Origin of the sequence: Marinobacter mangrovi (assembly GCF_016798325.1) — a bacterium.
Classification (GTDB): Bacteria; Pseudomonadota; Gammaproteobacteria; order Pseudomonadales; family Oleiphilaceae; genus Marinobacter_A; species Marinobacter_A mangrovi.
Window position 1 is genome coordinate 371,710 of record NZ_JAERVO010000001.1, and the last position, 24,594, is coordinate 396,303.

The window sequence follows — 24,594 nt, forward strand, 5'->3', positions numbered from 1 at the left end:
AAATGATCCAGCAGCAGTAAGGAAGCAAGCGATGTCAGATTGGGATAATGACGGCAAGGCAGGGTGGGGATCGGAGTCCGCGCCACCTTCGCGGGGGGAGTCGGCTTCGGGTCATGCGCAGGCCCCGGAAGAGAAGCGTGACTGGAAGCTCATTGAGAAGCTCGTGCTGTCGATGCAGTCGGAGCAGCGTAAGAGTCGGCGCTGGGGGGTTTTCTTCAAGTCGCTGACGTTCATCTACCTGTTCGCCCTGCTGTTCCTGCTGAAGGCGCCAGTGGAGTCCGGTCTCAAGGCGGCGGCCGGGCCGCATACGGCGGTGGTGGAAATCAATGGCCCCATCGCTGCGGATGAAGAGGCCAATGCGGATGATGTCATCGCCGCGCTGCGGGATGCCTTCGACGCGCCGGATGCCAAAGCGGTCCTGCTGCGTATCAACAGTCCCGGCGGGAGTCCGGTGCAGGCGGGTTACATCAATGATGAAATCGAACGTCTGAAAGGCGAGCATCCGGACAAGAAGGTCTACGCCGTGATCTCCGATATTGGCGCGTCCGGTGCCTACTATATTGCGGTTGCCGCGGATGAGATCTACGCCGACAAAGCGAGTCTGGTGGGGTCGATCGGTGTGGTGGCCGGTGGATTCGGCTTTACCGGGCTGATGGACAAGCTGGGTGTGGAGCGGCGGCTCTATACCGCCGGCAAGAACAAGGCGTTTCTTGATCCGTTCTCACCGGAAAAGCCGGGGGAAGTGGCTTTCTGGCAGAACGTGCTGGAAACCACGCATCAGCAGTTTATCGAACAGGTTCGGGAAGGACGCGGCGATCGTCTGAAAGAGAGCGACGAGTTGTTCAGCGGTCTGGTCTGGACCGGCGAGCAGGCGCTGAAGCTGGGCCTGATCGATGGCCTGGGCAGTGCCAGCTACGTGGCGCGCGACGTGGTTGGTGAAAAGGAGCTGGTCGATTACAGCCATAAGCCGTCGCCATTCAAGCAGTTGGTCGACGACCTGGGCGTCTCCGTGGGCAGCGGGCTGGCCCAGGCGCTGGTTCAGTCGCGCCTGGAATTGCGGTAGGCCGCGGCAATCGGGTCGATGCCCTGGGTTTTCAGCAGATCGACCAGGGCGATGAGCGGCAGGCCGATCAGGCTGTTCGGGTCGCGTCCCTCGAAGGCGCGGAACAGGGCGATGCCGAGGCCCTCCATGCGAAAGCTGCCAGCGCAGTCGTAAGGCTGTTCCACACTGAGGTACTGGTCGATGGTTTCGTGGTCCAGGTCGCGAAAGTGGACGCGGAACGGCTCGCAAAGACTCCAGGTGCTGCCGGAGTCGGCGTCCGTCAGAGCCAGGCCGGTGTGGAAAAGTACGGATTGGCTGCTGCAGGCCGCGAGTTGCTGCTGGGCAATGGCATGGTCGCCGGGTTTGTTGAGTAAGGTGCCATCGGCCAACTCGGCAACCTGGTCCGAGCCAATGATCAGGTGGCCCGGATAGCGCCCGACCAGGGCTTCCGCCTTGCCTTCCGCCAGGCGTACCGCCAGGTCTTCCGCGGTTTCTCCGGCGAACGGGGTCTCGTCAATGTCCGGGGAGGCGCATATGAACGGCAGTTGCAGGCGTTCCAGCAAGGCTTTGCGGTAAGGTGATGACGAGGCGAGAAGCAGTGGTTTGACGGTCATGATGGTCTCTGGCGGCCGTGATTTCGGCAAGGATACCGGACCCGATCGATCATCGAAATCCTCCGTACGGCTTCTGCCGACACGGCAAAGCTTGTGTAATTGCCGAAATAACGCGCAGAAGGCTTTGACAGCCGCAGGGCGGGGCCCTAAAATTGCGCGCCTATGTCGAATGCCGAGCTGCCCCGGACCGTTGAACCCAACAAGCTTGCTGAAAAAGAAGCGAGTCTTGACGGTGTCATTGCATTGCGTTCGCTCCCCCGATTCGCAGCCTTGCTGCTTGATCAGGAGGGCGACGTCAGTGTCCATTTGCAGTTTGGAATGGATGCGGAAAAGCGCCGGATCGTCGAGGGGCGTCTGGACGCGCCGGTTGTTCTCGAATGTCAGCGTTGTATGTCGGCGATGAATGCGTCTCTGGCGTCGTCGTTCCAGTTGGGGTTGGTGGTCAGTGACGAGCAGGCACGCCAGTTGCCGCGGGATCTGGAGCCTTTCCTAATGGACGACTTCGAGGCGGATCTCTGGCAGATGGTCGAGGATGAGCTGTTACTGGTCATCCCGCCGTATCCGCTGCATGAGCTTGAGGATTGTCCGGCTGCCGGCACCCTCGAGGCGCTCGACGCCGAGCAGGATGAACAGCCGGATGACGAACCGGAGCAGCGCGAGAATCCGTTCAGTGTTCTGGCGGAGCTCAAGAAAAAAGACGATCACTGATTCGCAGTGCGTCGCGGAACAGGACGCCGGTCGCTGAACAGCGCACGGCGCTTTAATATTTTTTAGCTCAGGAGTAATACCATGGCTGTACAACAGAACCGTAAGACCCGCTCCAAGCGCGGCATGCGTCGTTCTCACGATGCACTGGGCACTGCGGCCCTGTCAGTTGATTCCACCACTGGCGAAGTGCATCGTCGTCACCACGTTTCCCCGGACGGTTTCTACCGTGGGAAGCAGGTCGTCGAGACTCGCGACGAGTAATTGAGCCGGTGCGGCCCGCCATTGTCCGTGTTCGACAGGACACAACCGGCCGCATCCGCCTGCAAGGTGAACGATGACTTCGATCACCATTGCCGTTGATGCGATGAGCGGTGACCGCGGTCCCGCCATCGCCGTCTCGGCAGCGCTTGACGCTGTTCGGGAAAACGAATCCCTGAGCATCATTCTTGTGGGGCAGCAAAGTGAGCTCGAGACCTCTCTGACCGAATCCCATCCCCGCATCCGTATCGTCGAAGCGATCGACGTGGTCCGGATGAATGAACGACCCTCCCACGCTTTACGTCACAGACAGCATTCTTCGATGGCCGTTGCCTTGCGCCTGGTGCGCGATGGTGAAGCCCAGGGCTGTGTCAGCGCCGGCAATACCGGTGCGTTGATGGCCTTTGGACGCTCCCTGCTGCGCATGTATCCGGGCATTGAGCGGCCGGCCATCGTCAAGCTGATCCCCTCGCTGCGCGGGCGATGCCATGTGCTGGACCTGGGTGCCAACGTCGATGCCTCGGCGGAAAACCTGTACCAGTATGCCCTGATGGGATCCCTGATGGCCTCTGCCGTGAACAGCCTGCAGGAGCCTCGCGTGGCCCTGCTCAATGTCGGTGAAGAGGAAATCAAGGGGAACGAACAGGTCCGTTTGGCGTCCCACATGCTGGCCCAATGCGAGACCCTCAACTATATCGGGTATGTGGAAGGCAGCGATCTGTTCCGGGACGTGGCCGATGTGGTGGTTTGTGACGGGTTCGTCGGCAACATCGCCCTGAAAACCGGTGAAGGCGTCGCCGCCATGCTGATGGAGTTGCTGGATCAGACGTTCACCCGGACGCTGTATGGCCGGATGATTGGCTGGCTCGCGCGCCCGACACTGACGCGACTGCTCAAGACCATTGATCCCTCGCGCCACAACGGCGCCAGTCTGCTGGGTCTGCAGGGCGTGGTGATCAAGAGCCACGGTAATGCCAATGAGCGGGCCATGCTGGCTGCGATCCGGCAGGCTTATCGTGAGGTGCGTCTCGAGGTACCCCGTCGCATCAATGAGCAACTGGACGAATTGATGATCTGAAGCCCCGTGTTTTGTGGTCTCAAGGCTTGTACCATTGGCTAATCTTCTCAGGCACAAAACAGGGGTAGACTGAGCGCCATGAAATCAGCATTTCTTTTCCCGGGACAGGGATCACAATCGATAGGCATGCTTGGTGAGGCGGCAGAAGCCTGGCCGATCATTGCTCAGACATTCTCCGAAGCGTCCCAGGTGCTGGGCTTTGATCTCTGGTCGATTTGCAAGGATGGTCCGGAAGACGAGCTCAATTCCACCGCCATCACCCAGCCGGCGTTGCTCACAGCCAGTGTAGCTCTTTGGCGACAGTGGTTTGTTGCGGACGGCCCGCGTCCTGACTTCCTGGCAGGTCACAGCCTCGGCGAGTACAGTGCGCTGGTTGCGGCGGAAAGCCTGAACTTCTTCGACGCGGTCAAGCTGGTTCGCCTTCGTGGCGAGCTGATGCAGGATGCGGTTCCGGCAGGTCAGGGCCGTATGGCAGCCATTCTGGGCCTTGAAGACGATGTGGTCATCGCGGCGTGTGAAGAGGCGGCCGAAGGCGATGTTGTCGCGGCGGTCAACTTCAATGCGCCGGGCCAGGTTGTTGTTGCGGGCAGCACCGCAGCGGTCGATCGGGCCATCGAAATCTGTAAGGGTAAGGGCGCGAAGCGCGCACTGCCGCTTCCGGTCAGCGTACCTTCCCACTGCGCCCTGATGAAGCCGGCCGCCGACGAGCTGGCCAAGGCGCTGGATGACGTTAATTTCAACGATGCTGTCATACCGGTCGTGCAGAATGTGAATGCGGCACCGGAGCAGGATCGCAACAGCCTCAAGGAAAACCTCCTGCGTCAGCTGTATTCGCCGGTGCAGTGGACGGATTCCGTCCGCTACCTGAGCGAGGAAGGCGTCGAGGCTGCCGTCGAGTGTGGTCCCGGCAAAGTGTTGGCCGGCCTGGCCAAACGCATTGACCGCAACCTCAGCGTGTTCCCGATCGAAAGTCCGGACGCGTTGCAGAAGGCCCTTGACGGGGTTAAAGGATAAGACAGGAGAGACACGGTATATGTCACTGGAAGGCAAGGTTGCCCTGGTTACCGGCGCCAGCCGGGGAATTGGCCGGGAAATTGCGAAAGTGCTCGCCGATCGTGGCGCGGTGGTGATCGGCACGGCCACGTCCGAAGCGGGCGCTGAGGGTATCACCGAAGCCCTGTCCTCCAAGGGCGGGTATGGGATCGTGATGAACGTGTCCGATGCGGAGAGCATCGACGCGGGACTGAAAGCCGTCACTGAAAAGTCCGGTGCGCCGGTGATTCTCGTGAACAACGCGGGTATTACCCGTGACAACCTGCTGATGCGGATGAAGGAAGACGACTGGGATGCGGTGATCAACACCAACCTCAGCTCGATCTATCGCACCAGCAAGGCGGTGCTGCGAGGGATGGCCAAGGCGCGCTGGGGCCGGATCATCAACATCAGTTCCGTGGTCGCCGGTATGGGCAACCCGGGACAGGTGAACTACTGTGCGGCCAAAGCCGGCGTCGAGGGTATGACCCGCAGTCTGGCAAAAGAGATGGCCAATCGCGGTATCACGGTAAACAGCGTGGCACCGGGCTTTATTGATACGGATATGACGAAGAAACTGGACGACAGCCAGCGGGACGCTATGATGAGTGTCATTCCCGCCGGTCGTCTGGGCGAGCCGGAAGAGGTTGCTGCGGTGGTGGCGTTCCTGGCTTCACAGGAAGCGGCCTACGTCACCGGGGAAACCATTAACGTGAACGGTGGTATGTTCATGGGATAATGGGTTTGTTGTAACCCTTTGAACAACAAGCCTTTAGCTTCAAACCCTGCTTGTTTGCGGGTGGGGATTACACTAAACTGCACACAAATTCAGTGCTTGGTTGCGAATTAAGTGAGGAAACTATGAGTACAGTCGAAGAGCGCGTGAAGAAGATTGTTTGTGAACAGCTGGGCGTCAAGGAGTCTGAAGTTCAGAACACGTCTTCTTTCGTAGAGGATCTGGGCGCGGATTCACTGGACACCGTTGAGCTGGTCATGGCTCTCGAAGAGGAATTCGAGACCGAGATTCCTGACGAAGAAGCTGAGAAGCTCGCCAGTGTTCAGGACGCGATCGACTACATCGTCGCGCATACCTGATACTCAGTTTTATTGAAAGCCAAGCAGAAGCCGTCCTTAGTCGGGTCATTAAGGGCGGCTTTTTTATTGGCGTCAGGGTGTCAGGCGATGGCGAACTGCATCGAATTGTGCAGTGAGTCGGATGCCATGACAGCCGATATGTGACATTGTCACAATAACGTCACCGGGGTTTGCGATAAACCGCGAGGTCCGGTGTCTCTTTCCGGGTGACGGCCGGAAGCGGGCGAATAACGAGTCGCCCTGTGAACAACAATGACCCAATGATGATGGTGAGCCGGCTGCATATCCGGCGACCGACGGGAAACAATAGGTGATTCAATGATGTCTGGACGACGTGTCGTAATCACGGGTCTCGGTACTGTCTCTCCGCTGGGTAACGACGTGGCCTCCACCTGGGAGGGCATTCGTACCGGCCGCAGCGGTATCGGGCCGATTGACCGGTTTGATTCGACGGATTTCAACACGCGGATTGGCGGAGCGGTCAAGGATCTCGATCTGGAGCAATACCTGAGCGCGAAAGACGCTCGCAAGATGGATGCCTTCATCCATTATGGCATTGCAGCGGCGACGCAGGCCGTGCAGGACAGTGGTCTGGATGCCGAGGGATCCTGTGACCTCGACCGCGTTGGGATTGCCATCGGCTCCGGTATCGGCGGCCTGGAATTCATTGAAAAGAACGTCCTGATCCTGGAAGAGAAGGGCCCGCGTAAGGTGTCTCCTTTCTTCGTCCCGGCATCTGTCATCAACATGGTGGCCGGTAACGTGGCCATCCGATTCGGCTTTAAAGGGCCGAACATCGCTATCACTACGGCGTGCACTACGGGTACTCACAATATCGGTTACGCCGCTCGAACCATCCAGTACGGGGATGCGGATGTGATGCTGGCCGGCGGTTCCGAAATGGCGACCACGCCGACCGGTATTGCCGCTTTTGGCTCTGCCCGTGCCCTGTCCACCCGCAACGATGAGCCGGAAAAGGCCAGTCGCCCGTGGGATAAGGACCGTGACGGGTTTGTACTGAGTGACGGCGCCGGTGTCCTGGTGCTTGAAGAGCTGGAGCACGCCAAGCGCCGTGGTGCGACCATCTATGGCGAAGTCGTCGGTTTCGGCATGAGCGACGACGCCCATCACATCACCGCCCCGTCGGGTGAGGGCGCCCAGCGTTCCATGCAGAACGCCCTGCGTGATGCCGGTATCGAGCCGTCTGACATTGGCTACATCAATGCTCACGGCACCTCGACGTCCGTTGGCGACGTGGCGGAGGTCGATGCCGTCAAGGCGGTGTTTGGCGATCACGCTTACAAGCTGGCGATGTCCAGCACCAAGTCCATGACCGGCCATCTGCTGGGTGCCGCCGGCGCGGTGGAAGCAATCTTCTCGCTGCTGGCCCTGCGCGACGGCATTCTGCCGCCAACGATCAATCTGGATAACCCGGAGGACGGGTGCGATCTGGATTTCGTCCCGCATAAAGCCCGCGAAGCGGAGCTCAATGCCGTACTGTCCAATTCCTTCGGTTTTGGCGGCACCAACGGCACCCTGATCTTCCGTCGCTACGAGGACTGATCCGGTCCGTGCTGGAACGCATCTGGGCCGATGAGGCCACGCTCCCGGCCAGTGATCGGGGGCTGGCCTACGGCGACGGTTTGTTTGAGACAATCCGTATCAACGGCCGAGAGCCCCGTTTCCGGGGTCGGCACCTCCGGCGTCTTGTCGACGACGCCGCCCGGCTGGGCATTCCGGTCGACATGGACGAGCTGGCCATTGCCCTGGACGACGCGGTTGATCGATACGCCACGCCCGGGAACTGGGTTCTGAAATTGATCCTGACCCGGGGGAGCGGCGGCCGAGGCTATCGCCCGCCGGCGTCTGTCCAGCCCCGGCTTTGTCTCAGCCGTCATGACTGTCCGCCGTCTCCGTCGCAGCCCGTCGCGGTATCCCGCTGTCCCCATCCGCTGGTCGTCGACCCCCGATTGGCTGGCATCAAAAGCCTCAATCGTCTGCCTCAGGTCCTGGCCAGCCAGGGCATGCCAGAGTGGGCGTACGAGGCGTTGATGGGAAGCCCGGACGGTGATCTTCTGGAAGGAACCCGCACCAATATCATGGCCCGGATCGGCGATCACTGGGTGACGCCGGCAGTGGAATCGCTGGCCGTGGCCGGCGTGGCGCGGCAGGCGGCACTTGATGAACTGGGCCGTTTAGGAGAATCTGTGCAGCTGCGCGCCATTACCCGGGCGGATATCCACGATCCGGCGTTTGGCGGCCTGATGCTGATGAACAGCGTCGTGGGCGGCATTGTGGTCGGCCGGATCGACCAGTTCGAGTTGCCTCAGAGCGAGGCGCTTGCCAGAATCCGGTCCTTTCTTTCGGATGCAGTTGGATCCTGATCTTGTTTAAACGTTTGCTTATTCTCTGTCTGCTGGTGGTGGTTCTGGCGGTTGCCGGTACCGGTCTCTGGGTCTGGCAGGGTCTCAATACGCTGAAAACGCCCGTCGCCCTGTCCGAGCCGGTTCTGTTCAATGTCGAGCACGGCAGTACTTTCAGTGGCGTGGCGCGTCAACTGGAGCGCAACGGGCTGGTCAAGGATTCGCTGTGGCTCCGCCTGTGGGGGCGGCTGCACCCGGATCGCAACCTGATCCAGGCCGGCACCTACGAATTTGCTTCCGGCGACACAGCGCTGGCCATGGTCAACAAGATGGTCAACGGGGAGACCAAGACCTGGTCCGTCCAGTTTATTGAAGGCTGGCGATTTGCGGATCTGCGCGCGGCCCTGGAGCGACAGGATCACCTCGATCTCATGTCCGCCGGACTGACCGATGCCGAGTTGATGACGCGTCTGGGCCACCCGGATGAGCATCCAGAAGGGCGCTTTTTCCCGGATACCTACGTGTTCACCGGGCAGGAAAGCGACCTGGATATCCTGCGTCGGGCCTACGACCGGATGCAGTCCATCCTGCAGGAGGAATGGCAGGGAAAGGCCGACGACTTGCCTTACGAGAGTCCCTACGAAGCGTTGATCATGGCGTCGATCGTCGAGAAGGAGACCGGCGTGCCCGATGAGCGCAGCCAGATCGCCGGCGTGTTTGTCCGCCGCCTGGAAAAAGGCATGCGACTGCAAACCGACCCGACCGTGATCTACGGCCTCGGAGACAGCTACGACGGCAATATCACCCGCAAGAATCTGCGGACCGTCACGCCCTATAACACCTATCGCATCAGCGGATTGCCGCCAACGCCGATCGCGTTGCCCGGGCGCGAGGCCATCCACGCTGCATTGCATCCGGATGAGGGCGAGAGCCTGTATTTCGTCGCGCGCGGTGACGGCTCCCATGTGTTTTCACGGACGTTGCAGGAGCATCAGCGGGCGGTGCGCGAGTTCCAGCTGCGGCGTCGCTCTGATTATCGCTCCTCGCCCCAGACGCAGTAGGCAGACACACGATGAATCCCGGTTACTTTATTACGTTCGAAGGCTCTGAAGGTGTCGGCAAGTCCACCCAACTGGGCGTGGCTGAAAGCTGGTTGCGGGAGCAGGGCATTGATGTGGTGGTTACCCGGGAGCCCGGCGGAACGCCGCTGGCGGAAAGTATCCGCGAGGTCCTGCTGACGCCGCGCGATGAGGTGATGGACGACCTGACCGAGCTGTTGCTGGTGTTCGCGGCCCGGTCACAGCATCTGAATCGGTTTATCCTGCCGCATCTGGAAGCCGGACGCTGGGTCCTGTGTGATCGCTTTACCGATGCCACCTACGCCTATCAGGGTGGTGGACGGGGGCTGTCCCGGGAACAGATTGCCCAGTTGGAAACCCTGGTTCAGGGCGAGCGCCGCCCGGATCACGTGATCCTGCTGGACGCGCCGGTGGATGTCGGTATGGCGCGCGCCCGCAAGCGGGGTGAACTGGATCGTTTCGAGCAGGAAACCGTGGCTTTCTTCGAACGCATCCGCCAGACCTACCTGGAGCGGGCTGCACAATGGCCGGCTCGCTACCATGTGCTGGATGCCTCGCAGTCTCTGGCATCCGTCAGCCAGTCCCTGATTTCCACCCTGCACTCCATTCTCTCAACTTCGCCCTGAGTCATCGTGTTAGCGGGTGACAGACTCGCAGCGTCGATTTCGACCTGCCTTTGATTTGTCTGCTACGCTTCTGGAGTGATCAAATAATAGTCAGTCTGACGTGTCGCAACGGCAGGTCGGACGCTGGTTCATCAGGTGGAGCGCGAATCGGAATCCTGCCGTACCGATCGTCCCTGTTTGCATTCGGTGACGCCTGCCGCAAGCATGGAGGGGATGGTGATGTCCAAGGCAATCATTGTGTGCTGTGACGGTACCTGGAACTGGCCTGACAGCGAGGCCCATCCAGCCGAGCCGTCCAATATCCTCAAATGTGTCCGGGCCCTGAAGGCCCACTCCGGTCGCCGCGATCAAGTGGTCTATTACGACGACGGAGCGGGTACCGGCGGCAAAGTGGACCGATGGCTTGGCGGCATGTTGGGAATGGGATTGTCGGCCAGCCTTTTGCAGGCCTATCGTTTTATCGCCAACAACTGGGCGCCGAGTGACGATATCTACCTGCTTGGGTTCAGCCGGGGAGCCTACGCGGTGCGCAGCCTCGCGGGCTTCATCCATGCCATGGGGCTAATCGGTAAATCCGAAATGCGTTTTTTGCCCCATGCCTATCGCTGGTACCGGGCCCAACCGGGGAGCGAGCGGGACAGCGTCCCCCACGCCGCGCTGGTGGAGGAGTTGCGGCAGTCCAGCCGGCGCATTCCGATCCGGTTCCTCGGCGTGTTCGACACGGTCGGGGGGCAGGGCGTTCCGATGCCGGGCCTGGGAAAACTGTCCCGTTCCTGGGTCGGATTCCACGATACCCACCTGTCGGATTCCGTGTCCTATGCCGTGCAGGCGCTGGCCATCGACGAATGCCGTGCGTCCTTCAAGCCGGATCTGTGGACTCACGCGCCGGAGGCCGAACCCCATGAAGACGAGTCCGTGGCCCGTCGCACCCTGCAGGTCTGGATGCCCGGGGTACACAGTGATGTGGGTGGGGGCTATGCGGCCACCGGACTGTCGGACCTCGCGCTCCAGTTCATGATCGGGCAGGCCAACCAGCACGGTCTGGAGTGGAAGCTCGGGGATGTCTTCCAGACACCGCCGGAAGACCGCTATCTGACAACGCTCAACGACAGCTTTACATGGCCATACCGCCTGTTCGGTGCCTATGACCGCCCCATTGGCGACACCCAGCGTGATGCGATGGGGCTCGGGCAAGCCGTTACGGAGAAAGTTCATGTGGCGGCCGCGGATCGGTTGGAGGAGGGCGGAGCCATCCGCAATCGTGCCAATCTGGAACAGGCCCTGGCGGACGGCGTGCCGGTATTTCACGAACGCCGCCATTTGCGCCTGATGGTTCCGGAGACCCTGTCCGTGGCCGATATGCCCGATGTTGGGGAGGTCTGCACACTTATGGACATGTCTGAATCCGGTGCGCGCCTGTATTACAGCGGAAATGGGGCGGTGAGTGAAGGTGGATCGGTGCGGCTGAGACATCCCAGGATTGGTGACCGGACAGCCCGGGTGCGCTGGTGTACCGGCAGTGAGGCGGGTGTCGAGTTTGCCGCTTGACGTCCAGAAGAGGAATCCGGCTGGCGTATCGTGAATCATGGAGCGGAATATGCTTAAATAGGTCACCATCCATGTGACGGTCCCACGCACGTTATGCTGAATGCCCGAGTTCTGAAACTCCCCGAGAATGCAGCGCAGCACGAGCATATCCATCATCAGGTGGTGATCGGTCTGCAGGGGGCTTCAGGATTGGCCGGCCAGGGTTGGGGGGTCGACCTCGACAGCCGCCGCGCCTGCCTGGTACCCACCGAAACCCGTCACGACTATTTCGGCAATGACGTCAACCACGTGCTCGTCATTGATCTCGACACCACCGCGCCCGCGCTGTCCAACCCCCGGCACGGTGACTACGACCGGCTCGCGCCGCTGTTCGATCGACCGTCGCATCTGGATATGGACAACCGGCTCCAGAGCCTGATTCAGCTGTGCGCCTCGGAATTGAATCAGGCACCGGATAACCGCTCCCTCCACGAGCACTTCGCAACGGGTATCATCCATTGCCTGTCCCAGCGACTGAGTAACGGCAACGCCCCGCGTCGCAAGCGCCAGACCTTCAATGCCGAAGCCATTCGCCACTACGTGCGCAACCATCTTCACCAGAAAATCACCGTGCAGGATCTGGCCAGCGAGGCTTGCCTGAGTGTCAGCCGTTTCCACGAGACCTTCCGCGAAATGACGGGCATGAGTCCGCACCAGTACCTGATCCAGGCACGTCTGGAAAGGGCCATCGAACTCCTCAAACAGCCCCGTTTATCGCTGGCGGAAATCAGTCTGCGAACCGGCTTTTCCAGCCAGGGGGCCCTCACCAACGCCATGAAAAAGTACCGGGGCGTTACACCGTCCGTCTTACGGTAAGGTGAAAGAACCGCCGTCGTCGGTGCAAAACCGTACGTTTTCATAAAAAGTCCGTAGTTTTTTGCAAGCCGCAGCCGGCCCGGCTCACTACATTAGAGACAGGCTTCGTAAAGGTTACATTCAGTTCATCCGGAAGTGTCAGGACCGATGCTGCCGGATTGGACTGCGTGCCCCCGTCATGATCGGCCCCTGGCTGACCGAGACGGTATGCCTGGACTTTGGAGGCCGATGTCAGTCCGGGACCGGCCTCCAGGGCATGTGGTCAGCGCCATTGCGGCGGGCCACCGAACAATGAACCGGACAATCAACAATGCAAACAGTCGTCAGGAATGCATCGCTGTAGTCGCCGGAGTTCCCATACGCCGGCAGAGTGAATGCAACACTGGGATGGCCCGGGTCATCCCGAGTTGTATCCGCCGCAGTGATTGCAGCGCGCCACCTTCGGGCCGGCGCGAAGGGACCATAAAAAGAAACACACTTCTACTAGCGGACGGGAGTAACACCAGATGGTGGGAAATAACCTGGGGGTCACGCTGACCTTTATCGTGTATATCCTGTTGATGCTGGCCATTGGCTACATCGCCTGGAAACGCACATCCAATCTTTCTGACTATGTTCTTGGCGGCCGGAGTCTTGGCCCGCTGCCTTCAGCACTGAGTGCGGGTGCTTCGGATATGAGTGGCTGGTTGCTGCTGGGTCTGCCCGGCTATGCCTACGCCGCGGGTTACGAAGCGATCTGGATCGCTGTCGGCCTGCTGGTCGGTACCTGGCTGAACTGGCTGATCGTCGCACGGCGTCTGCGGACGTACTCCATGGCGGCCGGCGACTCATTGACACTGCCTTCCTACTTCGAGAACCGGTTCGAAGACACGAGCCGTCTCCTGCGGATCATCTCCGCCTTCTTCATCCTGCTGTTCTTCCTGTTCTACACCAGCTCCGGTCTGGTCGCAGGCGGCAAGCTGTTCGAGACCGTGTTCGGCATCAACTACACCACCGCCGTCATTATCGGCACCGTGGCCGTGGTGTCCTACACCTTCTTCGGGGGCTTCCTGGCGGTGGTCTGGACCGACGTGATCCAGGGGCTGCTGATGTTTGCAGCGCTGCTGATCGTGCCCATCATGGCCATCAACGCCGACGGTGGCTGGTCCGCGACCGAGGCGGCCATGACGGCCAAAAACCCGGAATTCCTGAGCGCGTTCACCAGCGCTGACGGCGGGGCCATGACGACCCTGGCGATCCTGTCGCTGCTGGGGTGGGGCCTGGGCTACTTTGGCCAGCCGCACATCCTGGCGCGTTTCAAGGCGATTCGCAGCGAGAGCGACATTCCGGCGGCCCGCCGCATCGCGGTCATCTGGAGTGGCCTGGGGCTGTTCGGTGCACTGCTGGTTGGTTTCGCTGCCATCGGCTATTTCGAAACCCCGCTGGAAGACGGCGAGAAGGCCTTCATGCTGCTGGTGAACGCGCTGTTCAACCCGTTCGTGGCCGGTATTCTGCTGGCAGCGATCCTGGCGGCCATCATGAGTACGGCGGATTCCCAGCTGCTGGTGTCGTCTTCTGCCCTGGCCGAGGACTTCTACAAGGCGCTGTTCCGTCGTGAAGCCACCCAGAACGAACTGGTGTGGGTCGGACGCTTCGCCGTCTTCGGTATTGCGGTCGTGGCCTGCCTGCTGGCGTTCGATCCGGACAGCAAGGTCCTGGAACTGGTGTCCTACGCCTGGGCCGGCTTCGGTGCGGCCTTTGGTCCGGCGCTGATCCTGTCCCTGTTCTGGAAGCGCATGACCCGTCTTGGCGCGTTGGCTGGCATCATTGTCGGCGGTGTGACCGTGGTGGTCTGGGGCAATCTGTCCGGCGGTATTCTCGACCTGTACGAGATCATCCCGGGCTTCCTGTTCGCCACCATCGCCATTGTGGTGGTGTCCCTGGCGACACCGGAACCGTCCAAGTCCATCCAGGACGGTTTCGATGCCGCCATGGGAACGAAGTAACCGTCTGAACGACGCCTGACGTCGACAGCGGTAAAGACAAGGGGCGCCTGAGGGCGCCCCTTTTTTGTGCGCAAAACCTGAGTGTCGACACCGACTTATGTCGTAGCGCGGGGAATGGCAAGGCCCCGGGTTCGAGGCTATTCTCAATGCCACATGTGCGTTTTAGACAACACCAATAAAAGGGAGAGCACGACATGGTTAAGCGTCAGTTTCTGAAAACCATTGCAGGGGCCGTCGCGGCACTGTCCCTGGGCTTTACCGCCACTGCCCAGGCTGAAGGCGGCCACTACGTCATGGGCACCGCGACCACCGGCGGCACCTACTATCCGGTCGGCGTGGCCCTGTCCACCCTGGTCAAGGTCAAGCTGGAGCCCAAGACGGGGATTTCACTGTCCGCCATCAGCTCGGCCGGCTCCGGTGAGAACCTCAAGCTGATGGACGAGAACCAGGCGCAGTTCGGTATCCTGCAGGGGCTCTATGGCGCCTGGGCCTGGAAGGGAACCGGCCCGGTCCCCAAGGCCTATAAGAACCTGCGCTCGGTCTCCATGCTGTGGCAGAACGTGGAGCACTTCGTGGTTCGCAGCGAGCTGGCCAAGACCGGCACGATCGATGACATGAAAAATCTCTACGGCGAAACCTTTTCCATCGGCGCCCGCAATTCCGGTACGGAAGGTTCCGGCCGGTACATTCTCGGCGCCCTGGGCATCGATGTGAAGAAAATGGACTTGGCCTACCTCGGTTACGGTCCGAGTGCCGACGCTCTGCAAAACGGTAACATCGATGGCATGAACATTCCGGCTGGCGTGCCGGCCTCCGCGGTGACCCGGGCTTACGCCAACATCGGCAACGACATCACCACGCTGGACGTCAACGAAGACCAGCTGGCGCGGATCAACAAGGAATTCGAGCTGTGGTCGCCGTACGTGATCAAGGCGGACACCTATCCCAATCAGTCCAGGCCGATCCACACCATCGCCCAGCCCAATATCCTGGCGGTGCGGGCGGATGTGTCGGAAGAGGACGTCTACCAGATCACCAAAACGATCTACGCCAACCTGCCGTTCCTGAATAATATCCACCCGGCCACCAAGGCGATGGCGCTGCAAAAAGCCATTGCGGGACTGCCGATGCCACTGCATCCGGGTGCTGCGCGCTTTTACAAGGAGCAGGGACTGGAAATTCCGGATCGTCTGATCGCCAAGTAAGGGACGCTTCCAGAAGCGGTTTTGAACTCGGGGGCGAATCTCGCCCCCGTCGTTGCTGTTGGGAGTCCATGTGAGTAACGATGACAAGCAGCCAGAGACAGGCTCTCTGGACCACATTCGCGACGAAGAGGCCGCGGAGGCCAGCGAACGGCTGAACAACCCGCTGATTGGCCGTACCGTGTTTGTGCTGGCGATCGTGATCGCCGTTTCCCACCTGTATTTCAATACCTTCTCGACCCTGTCGGAACTCTGGACCTCGGCGCTGCATTTCGGCATGTTCGGTCTGCTGTGCGCCCTGACCATTCCCATGGTGAAGGCCAGCAACCCCGGTACCCAGCGACTGGTCTTTGCCGTGGACATCGTGCTGGGGCTGGCGGCCATGGGCTGTGCGCTCTACCTGATTGGCTTTGAAGATGCCCTGTATGCCCGGGGCGTGACCTTTTCGACAGCCGACTGGATCGTGTCGATCGCCGCCGTGCTGTTGATCCTGGAGTTTGCCCGGCGTACCACCGGCTGGTTCATCCCCACGCTCTGCGTGATCGCGCTGTCCTACGTGGCCTGGTGGGGCCAATACGTGGGCGGGATCTTCAACTTTCCGGGCCTGAGTTGGGAGACGGTGCTGTTCCGCTCCTACATGGGCGGGCAGGGCATGCTGGGCTCCATTGCCCGGATTTCCTGGACCTACGTGTTCATGTTCATCCTGTTCGGCGCCTTTCTGGTGAAGTCCGGCGCCGGCGATTTCATTGTCGAGCTGGCCCGCTGTGCCGCCGGGCGCTTTATTGGTGGGCCGGGCTTTGTGGCGGTCTTTGCCTCCGGCCTGATGGGCTCGGTATCCGGTTCCAGCGTGGCCAACACCGTCTCCACCGGCGTGATTACCATTCCGCTGATGCGCAAGGCCGGCTTCCCGGCGCGGTTTGCCGCCGGCGTCGAAGCCGCGGCCTCCACCGGCGGGCAGTTGATGCCACCGGTGATGGGGGCGGGCGCGTTTATCATGGCCTCCTACACGCAGGTGTCCTACCTGACGATTGTGGCGGTCGCGGCCCTGCCGGCCTTCATGTACTTCCTGTCTGTCGCCATGTTCGTGCGGGTGGAAGCGAAGCGCAGTCACGCGGTCAAGCTGGAACAGGACGATGACCTGCCGACGCTCAAGGAAGTCATGAAGGACGGCTGGCACTATCTGCTGCCGCTGGTGGTCCTGGTGGCGGCGCTGGTTTATGGCTTTACCCCCACCTATGCGGCCGGCATCGCGATCCTGTCGGTGATTGCGGCCTCCTGGTTGTCGAAGAAGCCGATGATGCCCCGGGATATCCTCGACGCCATGGCCCAGGGCTCGAGGAACATCGTGACCACCGCCATCCTGCTGATTACCGTCGGCCTGATCGTGAACGTGGTCTCCACCACGGGCATCGGCAATACGTTCTCGCTGATGATCACCAATTGGGCCGGTGGCAGCCTGCTGATCACCCTGATCCTGGTGGCACTGGCCTCGCTGATCCTGGGGATGGGACTGCCGGTGACCGCGGCTTACATCGTGCTCGCAACCCTCTCGGCGCCGGCGATATACGGCTTGATTGCCCAGAGCCAGCTGCTGGATCTCATGGTCAGCGGCAATCTGCCCGAGCAGGCCCGGTCGATCTTCATGCTGGCCACGCCCGACCAGTTCAACCTGCTCAACGCGCCGATGGATATGGCGACCGCGAAGAGCATGCTCGAAGCCGTGCCGGACACCTTCAGCTCCCAGCTGATGGAGCAGGCGCTGTCCCCGCATGCGACGACCATGGCGCTGGTTTCGGCCCACATGATCATCTTCTGGCTGTCGCAGGATTCCAACGTCACACCGCCGGTCTGCCTGACCGCGTTTGCGGCGGCCGCCATTGCCGGCACTTCCCAGATGCGCACCGGTTTTACTGCCTGGAAGATTGCCAAGGGGCTGTACATCGTGCCGCTGCTATTCGCCTACTCGCCGCTGATTTCCGGCGATATCTGGGAGATGCTGCGGGTGTTCCTGTTCGGTCTGTTCGGGATATACGCCATTATCGCCGGCCTGGAAGGCTTCCTGGAGCACCGGCTCAGTTGGTGGTTGCGGCTGTTGATGTTTCCCATTGGCGGCCTGATGCTCTGGCCCCACGACAGCCTGGTGCTCGACACTGCTGGCCTGGTGATCTTCCTGGCGTTGCTGGTGTGGAGTGGCCGCAAGGGGCGCGGCACCCCGGCTGTGGCCGTTGGGGCCTGATGGCGCCATGACTCTGCCTGACATTATGGCCCTGGTGCTGCTGGGCGGCGTCGCCGGATTTATCAACGTCCTCTCGGCCGGCGGCTCGATGCTGACCCTGCCACTGCTGATGTTCCTGGGGCTGCCGCCGCAGGTGGCCAATGGCACCAACCGGGTGGCCATTACCCTGCAGAGTGTTTCGGCGGTGCGGGGATTCCGGCGCAGCGGGCAGGGCAACTGGGCGGTGAGTCTGCGGCTGGCGGTGCCGGCCATCATCGGTTCACTACTGGGCGCCTGGTTGGCGACCGGTGTGTCCGATGCCGTGTTCGAGGCGGTCTTGGTGGCGGCGATGATCGGGGCATCCGTGTTCATGCTGTTGCCACAACCCAAGCTGGATACCCGTCCATTGACTCCGAGCCGGCTGACGCCGGTGGTCTATGCCGCCATGTTTCTGATCGGCCTGTACGGCGGCTTCATCCAGGTGGGCGTGGGCGCGCTGTTCATCGTCGTGCTCTACCGGATGCTCAAAATCGATTTGCGGCAGGTCAACGTCATCAAGGTGGCGATCGTGCTGCTGTATACGCTGCCGGCCCTGCTGGTGTTCGCCTGGAGTGGCCAGGTGCGCTGGGGAACCGGGCTCCTGCTGGCTCTGGGGAACGTGACCGGCGCGCAGATTGCGGTGCGGGTCAACATGGGGCCGCGCGGCGCCCAGTGGGTCAAGTGGTTGACGTTGCTGATGGTGGCGGCGATTCTGGTTCGGCTGATTGTGTATTGATGGATTGAGGAGGTCTGAACGTGAAAGCGATGGTGATTGAAGAGTTTGGCGGCCCGGACGTCTTTGTCGAGCGTGATGTCGACACCCCGGAACCGGGGCCCAATCAGGTCCGTATCCGCGTGGTGGCCTCCAGCCTCAATCCCATCGAAACCAAGATCCGCTCCGGCTTCGTGAAGTCGGGGCCCGCCATGCCGGCGATCCTCAATGGCGATGTGGCCGGGGTGGTGGACAAGGTGGGCTCCGGTGTTACCCGATTTGCACCGGGAGATGAGGTCTTCGGCTGCGCGGGCGGCGTCAAGGGCTGGCAGGGCGCGTTGGCGGACTACATGGTTGCCGACGAGCGGGTGCTGGCCAAGCGGACGCCGGACATGGCGCTGCCGCTGGAGGAATGTGCCGCCTTACCGCTGGTGTTCCTCACCGCCTGGAGCGCGCTGTCCGATCGCTCCGGTCTGCAATCCGGCGAGCATGTGCTGATCCACGCCGGCACCGGCGGCGTCGGTCACGTGGCCATCCAGATCGCCAAGCATCTCGGGGCGCGGGTAGCGACGACGGTTTCCACTCAGGAAAAGGCGGACCTGGCGCGGAAGCTGGGGGCGGACGACATCATCTTCTATCGGGATGAGCCCGTGGCCGATTACGTCCAGCGGCTGACTGGCGGCCAGGGCTTCGACCTGGTGTTCGATACCGTCGGTGGCGAGAACCTGGATCGCTCCATTGAGGCGACCGGCATCGCCAGGCGGCTGACGTCCATCAATACCCGGTCGACCCACGATCTGTCGCAGTTACACGCCAAGAGCCTGAGCCTGCATGTGGTGTTCCGGTCGATTCCGTTGCTGCACGGTATCGGAATGGACGACCAGCCTCGCATGGCGGCGGCCATGAGCGATCTGATCCGGAAGAATGCGGTGCGGCCACTGCTCGATCCGCAGCGCTTTACCTTCAGCGAGGTTGGTGAGGCTCACCGCAAGCTGGAAGCGGGGGAGGCGACCGGAAAGATCCTGCTGCTGCGCACAGCCTGAGGGCACTGACCAGAATCTTTCGCGAATCCGGTCCGTTCCGCCGGGGGAGGGGCGCATCCCCCGGATCAAGTCGCTTTGCTCGTATCACTTTTCTGGATTCGCAAGGCGGCAGACAGACTGCTAGTCTGAGTACATAACAGCCGCAAATTCAGTCGGCTATCCACGTCGTGCTTCACCCTTTGAACGTTCTGCCGCTTTCATTGAGCGCTGAGGGGTGGTGTATGAATCCAGACTGACCGGTGGAGATTATGGAGCAGAGTACGCCTGCAATAATCGCCGAATACTGGGGCATTGGTCTTTTCATCCTGGCTGTGTTCGGCCTGTGTGCCTTCATGATGATCGCTTCAGCGTTGCTGGGCGGCCGCAGTCGTGGACGCAGTAAATCCCTTCCATTCGAGTCTGGCATCATCGGTGCCGGATCGGCGCGCCAGCGGTTTTCCGTCAAGTTCTACCTGGTGGCCATGCTTTTCGTGATCTTTGATATCGAAGCCGTTTTCCTGTTTGCATGGGCGGTCTCCATCCGGGAAGTCGGCTGGGTCGGTTTCTGGGGCGCGGCCATCTTCATCTTCGTACTGCTGGCGGGCCTGTTGTACGACAGCCGCGTCGGCGCACTGGACTGGGCGCCCCGGCGCCGGGTTCCCAAAGAACACTGAACGATCCGGATTTCTGAACTTCCGAAGCCATCGGAAAGGAGAGAGCGGGCATGACCTATACGCTGACACGGGCTGACGACGAAGCCGCGGCCGCAACGGACCGCTATCCCCTTGGGGATCGTCGCCAGGTGGATGACCCGGTCAAACAGCAACTCGAGCGCAACGTCTTTACCGGCAAGCTGGATGAAGTGCTCAACTCGGTCGTCAACTGGGGCCGCAAGAATTCCCTCTGGCCCTACAACTTCGGGCTATCCTGCTGCTACGTGGAAATGACCACGGCCTTCACATCACCTCATGACATTGCCCGTTTCGGGTCCGAAGTGATCCGGGCATCCCCGCGCCAGGCGGATTTCATGGTGATCGCGGGGACCTGCTTCATCAAGATGGCGCCGGTGATCCAGCAGCTCTACGATCAGATGCTGGAGCCCAAGTGGGTGATCTCCATGGGGTCCTGTGCCAACTCCGGCGGCATGTACGATATTTATTCGGTGGTTCAGGGCGTCGACAAGTTCCTGCCGGTGGACGTCTATGTGCCGGGCTGTCCGCCACGGCCCGAAGCCTTCCTGCAGGGGTTGCAGTTGCTGCAGGACTCGATTCAGGAGGAGCGCCGGCCCCTGTCCTGGGTGGTCGGTGACCAGGGTGTCTATCGGGCGAAGATGCCATCCCAGCGGGAGAAGCATCGCGATCGCCGGATCCAGGCGACCGAATTGCGCAGTCCCGGCAGCCTGTAGGGCCCGGAAATCCAACTTCCTCCCCAAGGAGGCGTATGTCGATGAGCGTGGCCAGCCCAACGCAGGGCGAAGCGCACAACCGTTCGGTACAGGACCCGGTCCTGGAAGCCCTGGGCAAACATCTGGGGGCACAGGTGATGGTCGAACAGGCGACCCTCACCGGTATGCCCGTGGTGTGGTTGCCCCGGGAACGGTTGCTGGATGCCCTGGCGTTTCTCAAGGGTCTGCCGGAAGGCTTCACCATGCTGTTCGACCTCTCGGCCATCGACGAGCGCCTGCGCAGCCAGCGGGTGGGGTTGCCGCCGGCCGACTTCACGGTGTTCTATCATCTGGTGTCGATCGACCGGAATCGGGATCTGATGCTCAAGGTCGCCATCGACGAGGGTGATCTGTCATTGCCCAGCTGCGTGTCCGTATTCCGCAACGCCAACTGGTATGAGCGCGAAGTCTGGGACATGTTCGGGATCGACTTCGACGGCCACCCGCGGCTGGTCCGCATCCTGATGCCGCCGACCTGGACCGGCCACCCGCTGCGCAAGGACTATCCCGCCCGGGCCACCGAATTCGATCCGTATACACTCACCGTCGAAGGGCAGGACACGGAGCAGAAGGCCCTGCAGTTTGACCCGGAAGCCTGGGGCATGCAGCGGGAGCGGTCCGGTAGCGAGTTCATGTTCCTCAACCTGGGGCCGAACCATCCGTCGGCTCATGGCGCGTTCCGTATCGTCCTGCAACTGGACGGCGAGGAAATCGTCGATTGCGTGCCGGACATCGGCTACCACCACCGCGGTGCCGAGAAAATGGCCGAGCGCCAGTCCTGGCACAGCTTCATTCCCTACACCGACCGGATCGATTACACCGGTGGCGTCATGAATAACCTGCCCTACGTGCTGGCGGTGGAGAAGCTGGCCGGCATTGAGGTGCCGGACCGGGTGAAGGTGATCCGGGTGATGATGGCGGAAATGTTCCGCATCACCAGCCACCTGTTGTTCCTGGGCACTTACCTGCAGGACCTGGGCGCCATGACGCCGGTCTTCTTCACGTTCAGTGATCGGCAGCGGGCTTACAAGGTGATTGAGGGCATTACCGGTTTCCGTATGCATCCGGCCTGGTATCGCATCGGCGGCGTCTCACAGGACCTGCCCAAAGGCTGGCCGACGCTGGTGCAGGAATTCCTGGACTGGATGCCCAAGCGCCTGCGGGAATACCAGCGGGCCATGATGGAGAACGCCATTGTCCGCGAGCGCACCCGGGATATTGCGGCCTTCAGTACCGGAGAAGCCCTGGAGTGGGGCGTGACCGGTCCCAACCTGCGGGCAACGGGCTGCAACTTCGACCTGCGCAAGCAGCGGCCGTATTCCGGCTATGACCAGTTTGATTTCGAGGTGCCGCTGGGCACCCGCGGCGATGTGTTCGACCGGGGCCAGTTGCGCATCGAAGAGATGCGCCAGAGCGTGCGCATCATCCAACAGTGCGTCGACAACATGCCGCCGGGCGACTACAAGGCGGACCATCCGCTGACCACACCGCCGCCCCGGGAGAAAATGCTGCAGCACATCGAAACGCTGATCACCCATTTCCTGCAGGTGTCCTGGGGGCCGGTGCTCAAGCCCAACGAGTCTTGCCAGATGGTGGAGGCGACCAAGGGCATCAACAGCTACTACCTGACCAGCGACGGCAACACCACCAGCTATCGCACGCGTATCCGCACACCGAGCTTCCCGCACCTGCAACAGATTCCGGCCCTCATGCGCCAGGGTTTTGTGCCGGACCTGATTGCCCACTTGGGCAGCATCGACTTTGTCATGGCGGACGTGGATCGATGAGAGAAGCGGAGAACCGGCCCATGGAGACAGCGCAAACCATTGCCAGCGACGGCTTTGTCATCGAAGCGGCAGATCGCGAGGCCATCCTGCATGAGCGGGATCACTACGAGCAGCCCCAGGCGGCCTGCATCGAGGCCCTGAAGATCGTGCAGCGTCGCCATGGCTGGGTGCCGGACGGCGCCATTGCCGTGATCGCCGATCTGCTGGGCATCAGTCCCGCCAGTGTCGAAGGGGTGGCCACCTTCTACAGTCTGATCTTCCGGCAACCGGTGGGGCGCCATGTGATCCTGGTGTGCGACAGCAGCTCCTGCTTTCTCACGGACTACGAGGCGCTGCGCGATGCCTTTACCGACAAGCTCGGCATTGGTTTTGGCCAGACCACCTCGGACGGCCGGTTCACGCTGCTGCCCGTGTGCTGTCTGGGCGCCTGTGATCGGGGGCCGGCGGTGATGATCGACGACGACACCTTCGGGCCGGTTCATCCGGACGATCTGGACACCTTGTTGGAGGGCTACGCATGACGGATGCCTTGTCACGCCTGCGCTACCGCTGCCAGCTTCGCCAGGACGCCGACGAGCGTCGCGAAGAGACCCATCCGCTGACCTGGCGACTGCACGACGATGGCACGCCCGTTTTCCTGAAGGAATACGAAGACAAGGATGGTTACGCCGCCGTGCGTCACACGCTCAATGAGCAGACGGGCGCGCAGGTCATCGATGCCATGAAGACGGCCAACGTGCGCGGTCGGGGCGGCGCGGGGTTCTCCGCCGGCGTGAAATGGAGCCTGACCCTGCAGGGCGACGGGATGCCACGGGGGTACATCGTCTGCAACGCCGACGAGATGGAACCGGGCACCTTCAAGGATCGCCTGCTGATGGAGCAGACGCCGCACCTGCTGATCGAGGGCATGATCCTCGCCGCCTACGCCAACAATGCCCGTTACGGCTACATCTTCCTGCGTGGGGAATACATCGAGGCGGCGAATCACATCACCCGTGCGCTAAAAGAGGCTCGCGACGCCGGTTGGCTGGGTGCCGATATTGCCGGCAGCGGCTTTGATTTCGACATTGCGCTGCACACCGGTGCCGGGCGTTACATCTGCGGCGAGGAAACCGCGCTGATCAACTCGCTGGAGGGCCAACGCGCCAATCCTCGTGCCAAGCCTCCGTTCCCGGGTCAGTCCGGCGCCTGGGGCAAGCCCACGGTGGTGAACAACGTCGAGACGCTGTGCAACGTGCCTGCCGTGTTGCGCCACGGTGCGGAGTGGTACCAGGGGCTGTCCGGCCAGCTCAGCAATGACGGGGGCACCAAGCTCTACGGTGTCTCAGGTCGAGCCAAACGAACCGGTCTCTGGGAACTGCCCATCGGGACATCCGGCACCGAGTTACTCGACCGGGCCGGCGGAATCCGGGACGGTGAGCAGCTCAAGGCCTGGCTGCCCGGAGGGGGCAGTACCGGCTTCCTGCTGCCGGAACACCTGGAGCTGCCGCTGGATTTCGATTCCATCGGCAAGGCGGGCAGTCGCATGGGTACGGGCCTGCTGACGGTGGTCACCGACCAGCAAAGCATCGTCTCCCTGATGCGCAACCTGGAGGCGTTTTTCGCGCGGGAATCCTGCGGCTGGTGTACGCCATGCCGGGATGGCCTGCCGTGGACGGTGAAGATACTGCAGGCACTGGAGCGGGGCGAAGGCGAGCAGGGGGATATCGAGATGCTGGACAAGCTCGCCACCGACTTGGGCCCCGGTCGAACCTTCTGCGCCCACGCACCGGGCGCCGCCATGCCGCTGTCCAGCGCGTTGCAGTATTTCCGCGACGAGTTCGAGCGGGGCGTGCGTCACGAGACCGGGCCGGCCCATGCCGATCCGATTCCGGTCGGGGAGGTGTAGCG

24 protein-coding genes are annotated in these 24,594 nt (G+C 61.6%); 23 read left to right on the forward strand and 1 reads right to left on the reverse strand.

Going from position 1 to position 24,594, the window contains the following annotated elements; genetic code table 11:
• Positions 1-31 precede the first annotated feature (31 nt).
• Positions 32-1,063 carry a S49 family peptidase gene (locus tag JL474_RS01675; RefSeq protein ID WP_203140698.1) on the forward strand — a complete coding sequence of 344 codons (1,032 nt, stop codon included), beginning with the start codon at positions 32-34 and terminating at the stop codon, positions 1,061-1,063.
• On the opposite strand, the gene JL474_RS01680 is transcribed toward JL474_RS01675, so the two are convergent.
• Positions 1,039-1,656: a Maf family protein gene (locus tag JL474_RS01680; RefSeq protein WP_203140699.1), complete on the reverse strand. Its 618-nt coding sequence runs from the start codon at positions 1,654-1,656 to the stop codon at positions 1,039-1,041. The two genes, JL474_RS01675 and JL474_RS01680, sit on opposite strands and share 25 nt — an antisense overlap.
• Positions 1,657-1,926: 270 nt before the next feature.
• On the opposite strand from JL474_RS01680, the gene JL474_RS01685 reads away from it, so the two are divergent.
• The 22 genes from JL474_RS01685 (at position 1,927) to nuoF (ending at position 24,592) form a co-directional block, all read left to right on the forward strand.
• On the forward strand, positions 1,927-2,364 hold the full coding sequence (locus JL474_RS01685; protein ID WP_223807789.1) for a YceD family protein: 438 nt from the start codon (positions 1,927-1,929) through the stop codon (positions 2,362-2,364).
• 81 nt (positions 2,365-2,445) lie between these two features.
• Positions 2,446-2,625: a 50S ribosomal protein L32 gene (gene rpmF, locus JL474_RS01690; RefSeq protein WP_123633320.1), complete on the forward strand. Its 180-nt coding sequence runs from the start codon at positions 2,446-2,448 to the stop codon at positions 2,623-2,625.
• A 73-nt stretch (positions 2,626-2,698) separates the two neighbouring features.
• The gene (gene plsX / locus JL474_RS01695; protein ID WP_123633321.1) at positions 2,699-3,700 is read left to right on the forward strand and encodes a phosphate acyltransferase PlsX; all 1,002 of its coding nucleotides are present in this window, start codon (positions 2,699-2,701) and stop codon (positions 3,698-3,700) included.
• 78 nt (positions 3,701-3,778) lie between these two features.
• The gene (gene fabD / locus JL474_RS01700; protein ID WP_123633322.1) at positions 3,779-4,714 is read left to right on the forward strand and encodes an ACP S-malonyltransferase; all 936 of its coding nucleotides are present in this window, start codon (positions 3,779-3,781) and stop codon (positions 4,712-4,714) included.
• 19 nt (positions 4,715-4,733) lie between these two features.
• Entirely contained in the window at positions 4,734-5,471 is a 738-nt protein-coding gene (fabG, locus tag JL474_RS01705; protein ID WP_203140701.1) for a 3-oxoacyl-ACP reductase FabG, read from the forward strand.
• 122 nt (positions 5,472-5,593) lie between these two features.
• A complete protein-coding gene (gene acpP, locus JL474_RS01710; RefSeq protein WP_007154069.1) occupies positions 5,594-5,827 on the forward strand; it encodes an acyl carrier protein in 234 nt (77 codons plus the stop codon).
• A 321-nt stretch (positions 5,828-6,148) separates the two neighbouring features.
• Positions 6,149-7,390, forward strand: a complete 1,242-nt coding sequence (fabF, locus tag JL474_RS01715; protein ID WP_203141277.1) for a beta-ketoacyl-ACP synthase II — start codon at positions 6,149-6,151, stop codon at positions 7,388-7,390.
• An 8-nt stretch (positions 7,391-7,398) separates the two neighbouring features.
• A complete protein-coding gene (locus tag JL474_RS01720; protein ID WP_203140702.1) occupies positions 7,399-8,211 on the forward strand; it encodes an aminotransferase class IV in 813 nt (270 codons plus the stop codon).
• A gap of 2 nt (positions 8,212-8,213) precedes the next feature.
• Positions 8,214-9,251 carry an endolytic transglycosylase MltG gene (mltG, locus tag JL474_RS01725; protein ID WP_203140703.1) on the forward strand — a complete coding sequence of 346 codons (1,038 nt, stop codon included), beginning with the start codon at positions 8,214-8,216 and terminating at the stop codon, positions 9,249-9,251.
• A gap of 11 nt (positions 9,252-9,262) precedes the next feature.
• Positions 9,263-9,895 (forward strand): dTMP kinase, encoded by a 633-nt coding sequence (gene tmk, locus JL474_RS01730; RefSeq protein ID WP_203140704.1) that lies wholly within the window; start codon positions 9,263-9,265, stop codon positions 9,893-9,895.
• 219 nt (positions 9,896-10,114) lie between these two features.
• On the forward strand, positions 10,115-11,443 hold the full coding sequence (locus tag JL474_RS01735; protein ID WP_203140705.1) for a phospholipase effector Tle1 domain-containing protein: 1,329 nt from the start codon (positions 10,115-10,117) through the stop codon (positions 11,441-11,443).
• Between the two features lie 93 nt (positions 11,444-11,536).
• Entirely contained in the window at positions 11,537-12,298 is a 762-nt protein-coding gene (locus tag JL474_RS01740) for a helix-turn-helix transcriptional regulator (RefSeq protein WP_123633328.1), read from the forward strand.
• A 506-nt stretch (positions 12,299-12,804) separates the two neighbouring features.
• Complete coding sequence (putP, locus tag JL474_RS01745; RefSeq protein WP_123633329.1) at positions 12,805-14,283, forward strand: sodium/proline symporter PutP; 1,479 nt, start codon at positions 12,805-12,807, stop codon at positions 14,281-14,283.
• A 194-nt stretch (positions 14,284-14,477) separates the two neighbouring features.
• Complete coding sequence (locus JL474_RS01750; RefSeq protein ID WP_203140706.1) at positions 14,478-15,488, forward strand: TAXI family TRAP transporter solute-binding subunit; 1,011 nt, start codon at positions 14,478-14,480, stop codon at positions 15,486-15,488.
• Positions 15,489-15,558: 70 nt separating this feature from the next.
• On the forward strand, positions 15,559-17,721 hold the full coding sequence (locus tag JL474_RS01755; protein ID WP_328797759.1) for a TRAP transporter permease: 2,163 nt from the start codon (positions 15,559-15,561) through the stop codon (positions 17,719-17,721).
• A 7-nt stretch (positions 17,722-17,728) separates the two neighbouring features.
• Positions 17,729-18,475: a sulfite exporter TauE/SafE family protein gene (locus JL474_RS01760; protein WP_123633332.1), complete on the forward strand. Its 747-nt coding sequence runs from the start codon at positions 17,729-17,731 to the stop codon at positions 18,473-18,475.
• A gap of 29 nt (positions 18,476-18,504) precedes the next feature.
• Positions 18,505-19,494 carry a zinc-dependent alcohol dehydrogenase family protein gene (locus JL474_RS01765; protein WP_203141279.1) on the forward strand — a complete coding sequence of 330 codons (990 nt, stop codon included), beginning with the start codon at positions 18,505-18,507 and terminating at the stop codon, positions 19,492-19,494.
• Positions 19,495-19,742: 248 nt separating this feature from the next.
• Positions 19,743-20,147 (forward strand): NADH-quinone oxidoreductase subunit A, encoded by a 405-nt coding sequence (locus JL474_RS01770; RefSeq protein WP_203140707.1) that lies wholly within the window; start codon positions 19,743-19,745, stop codon positions 20,145-20,147.
• Between the two features lie 50 nt (positions 20,148-20,197).
• Positions 20,198-20,878 (forward strand): NuoB/complex I 20 kDa subunit family protein, encoded by a 681-nt coding sequence (locus JL474_RS01775; RefSeq protein WP_123633335.1) that lies wholly within the window; start codon positions 20,198-20,200, stop codon positions 20,876-20,878.
• A gap of 41 nt (positions 20,879-20,919) precedes the next feature.
• A complete protein-coding gene (gene nuoC, locus JL474_RS01780; RefSeq protein WP_203141280.1) occupies positions 20,920-22,704 on the forward strand; it encodes an NADH-quinone oxidoreductase subunit C/D in 1,785 nt (594 codons plus the stop codon).
• 20 nt (positions 22,705-22,724) lie between these two features.
• A complete protein-coding gene (gene nuoE / locus JL474_RS01785) occupies positions 22,725-23,225 on the forward strand; it encodes an NADH-quinone oxidoreductase subunit NuoE (RefSeq protein ID WP_203140708.1) in 501 nt (166 codons plus the stop codon).
• Entirely contained in the window at positions 23,222-24,592 is a 1,371-nt protein-coding gene (gene nuoF / locus JL474_RS01790) for an NADH-quinone oxidoreductase subunit NuoF (RefSeq protein WP_203140709.1), read from the forward strand. The genes nuoE and nuoF overlap by 4 nt, the downstream gene beginning before the upstream one ends.
• Positions 24,593-24,594: the final 2 nt, after the last annotated feature.

Excerpts from the sequence above, each read along its gene's own strand:
- JL474_RS01675 (WP_203140698.1), top strand. The coding sequence starts at position 32 with ATGTCAGATTGGGATAATGACGGCAAGGCAGGGTGGGGATCGGAGTCC.
- JL474_RS01680 (WP_203140699.1), bottom strand. The coding sequence starts at position 1,656 with ATGACCGTCAAACCACTGCTTCTCGCCTCGTCATCACCTTACCGCAAA.
- rpmF (WP_123633320.1), top strand. The coding sequence starts at position 2,446 with ATGGCTGTACAACAGAACCGTAAGACCCGCTCCAAGCGCGGCATGCGT.
- plsX (WP_123633321.1), top strand. The coding sequence starts at position 2,699 with ATGACTTCGATCACCATTGCCGTTGATGCGATGAGCGGTGACCGCGGT.
- fabD (WP_123633322.1), top strand. The coding sequence starts at position 3,779 with ATGAAATCAGCATTTCTTTTCCCGGGACAGGGATCACAATCGATAGGC.
- fabG (WP_203140701.1), top strand. The coding sequence starts at position 4,734 with ATGTCACTGGAAGGCAAGGTTGCCCTGGTTACCGGCGCCAGCCGGGGA.
- acpP (WP_007154069.1), top strand. The coding sequence starts at position 5,594 with ATGAGTACAGTCGAAGAGCGCGTGAAGAAGATTGTTTGTGAACAGCTG.
- fabF (WP_203141277.1), top strand. The coding sequence starts at position 6,149 with ATGTCTGGACGACGTGTCGTAATCACGGGTCTCGGTACTGTCTCTCCG.
- tmk (WP_203140704.1), top strand. The coding sequence starts at position 9,263 with ATGAATCCCGGTTACTTTATTACGTTCGAAGGCTCTGAAGGTGTCGGC.
- JL474_RS01735 (WP_203140705.1), top strand. The coding sequence starts at position 10,115 with ATGTCCAAGGCAATCATTGTGTGCTGTGACGGTACCTGGAACTGGCCT.
- JL474_RS01740 (WP_123633328.1), top strand. The coding sequence starts at position 11,537 with ATGCTGAATGCCCGAGTTCTGAAACTCCCCGAGAATGCAGCGCAGCAC.
- putP (WP_123633329.1), top strand. The coding sequence starts at position 12,805 with ATGGTGGGAAATAACCTGGGGGTCACGCTGACCTTTATCGTGTATATC.
- JL474_RS01750 (WP_203140706.1), top strand. The coding sequence starts at position 14,478 with ATGGTTAAGCGTCAGTTTCTGAAAACCATTGCAGGGGCCGTCGCGGCA.
- JL474_RS01760 (WP_123633332.1), top strand. The coding sequence starts at position 17,729 with ATGACTCTGCCTGACATTATGGCCCTGGTGCTGCTGGGCGGCGTCGCC.
- JL474_RS01765 (WP_203141279.1), top strand. The coding sequence starts at position 18,505 with ATGGTGATTGAAGAGTTTGGCGGCCCGGACGTCTTTGTCGAGCGTGAT.
- JL474_RS01770 (WP_203140707.1), top strand. The coding sequence starts at position 19,743 with ATGGAGCAGAGTACGCCTGCAATAATCGCCGAATACTGGGGCATTGGT.
- JL474_RS01775 (WP_123633335.1), top strand. The coding sequence starts at position 20,198 with ATGACCTATACGCTGACACGGGCTGACGACGAAGCCGCGGCCGCAACG.
- nuoC (WP_203141280.1), top strand. The coding sequence starts at position 20,920 with ATGAGCGTGGCCAGCCCAACGCAGGGCGAAGCGCACAACCGTTCGGTA.
- nuoE (WP_203140708.1), top strand. The coding sequence starts at position 22,725 with ATGGAGACAGCGCAAACCATTGCCAGCGACGGCTTTGTCATCGAAGCG.
- nuoF (WP_203140709.1), top strand. The coding sequence starts at position 23,222 with ATGACGGATGCCTTGTCACGCCTGCGCTACCGCTGCCAGCTTCGCCAG.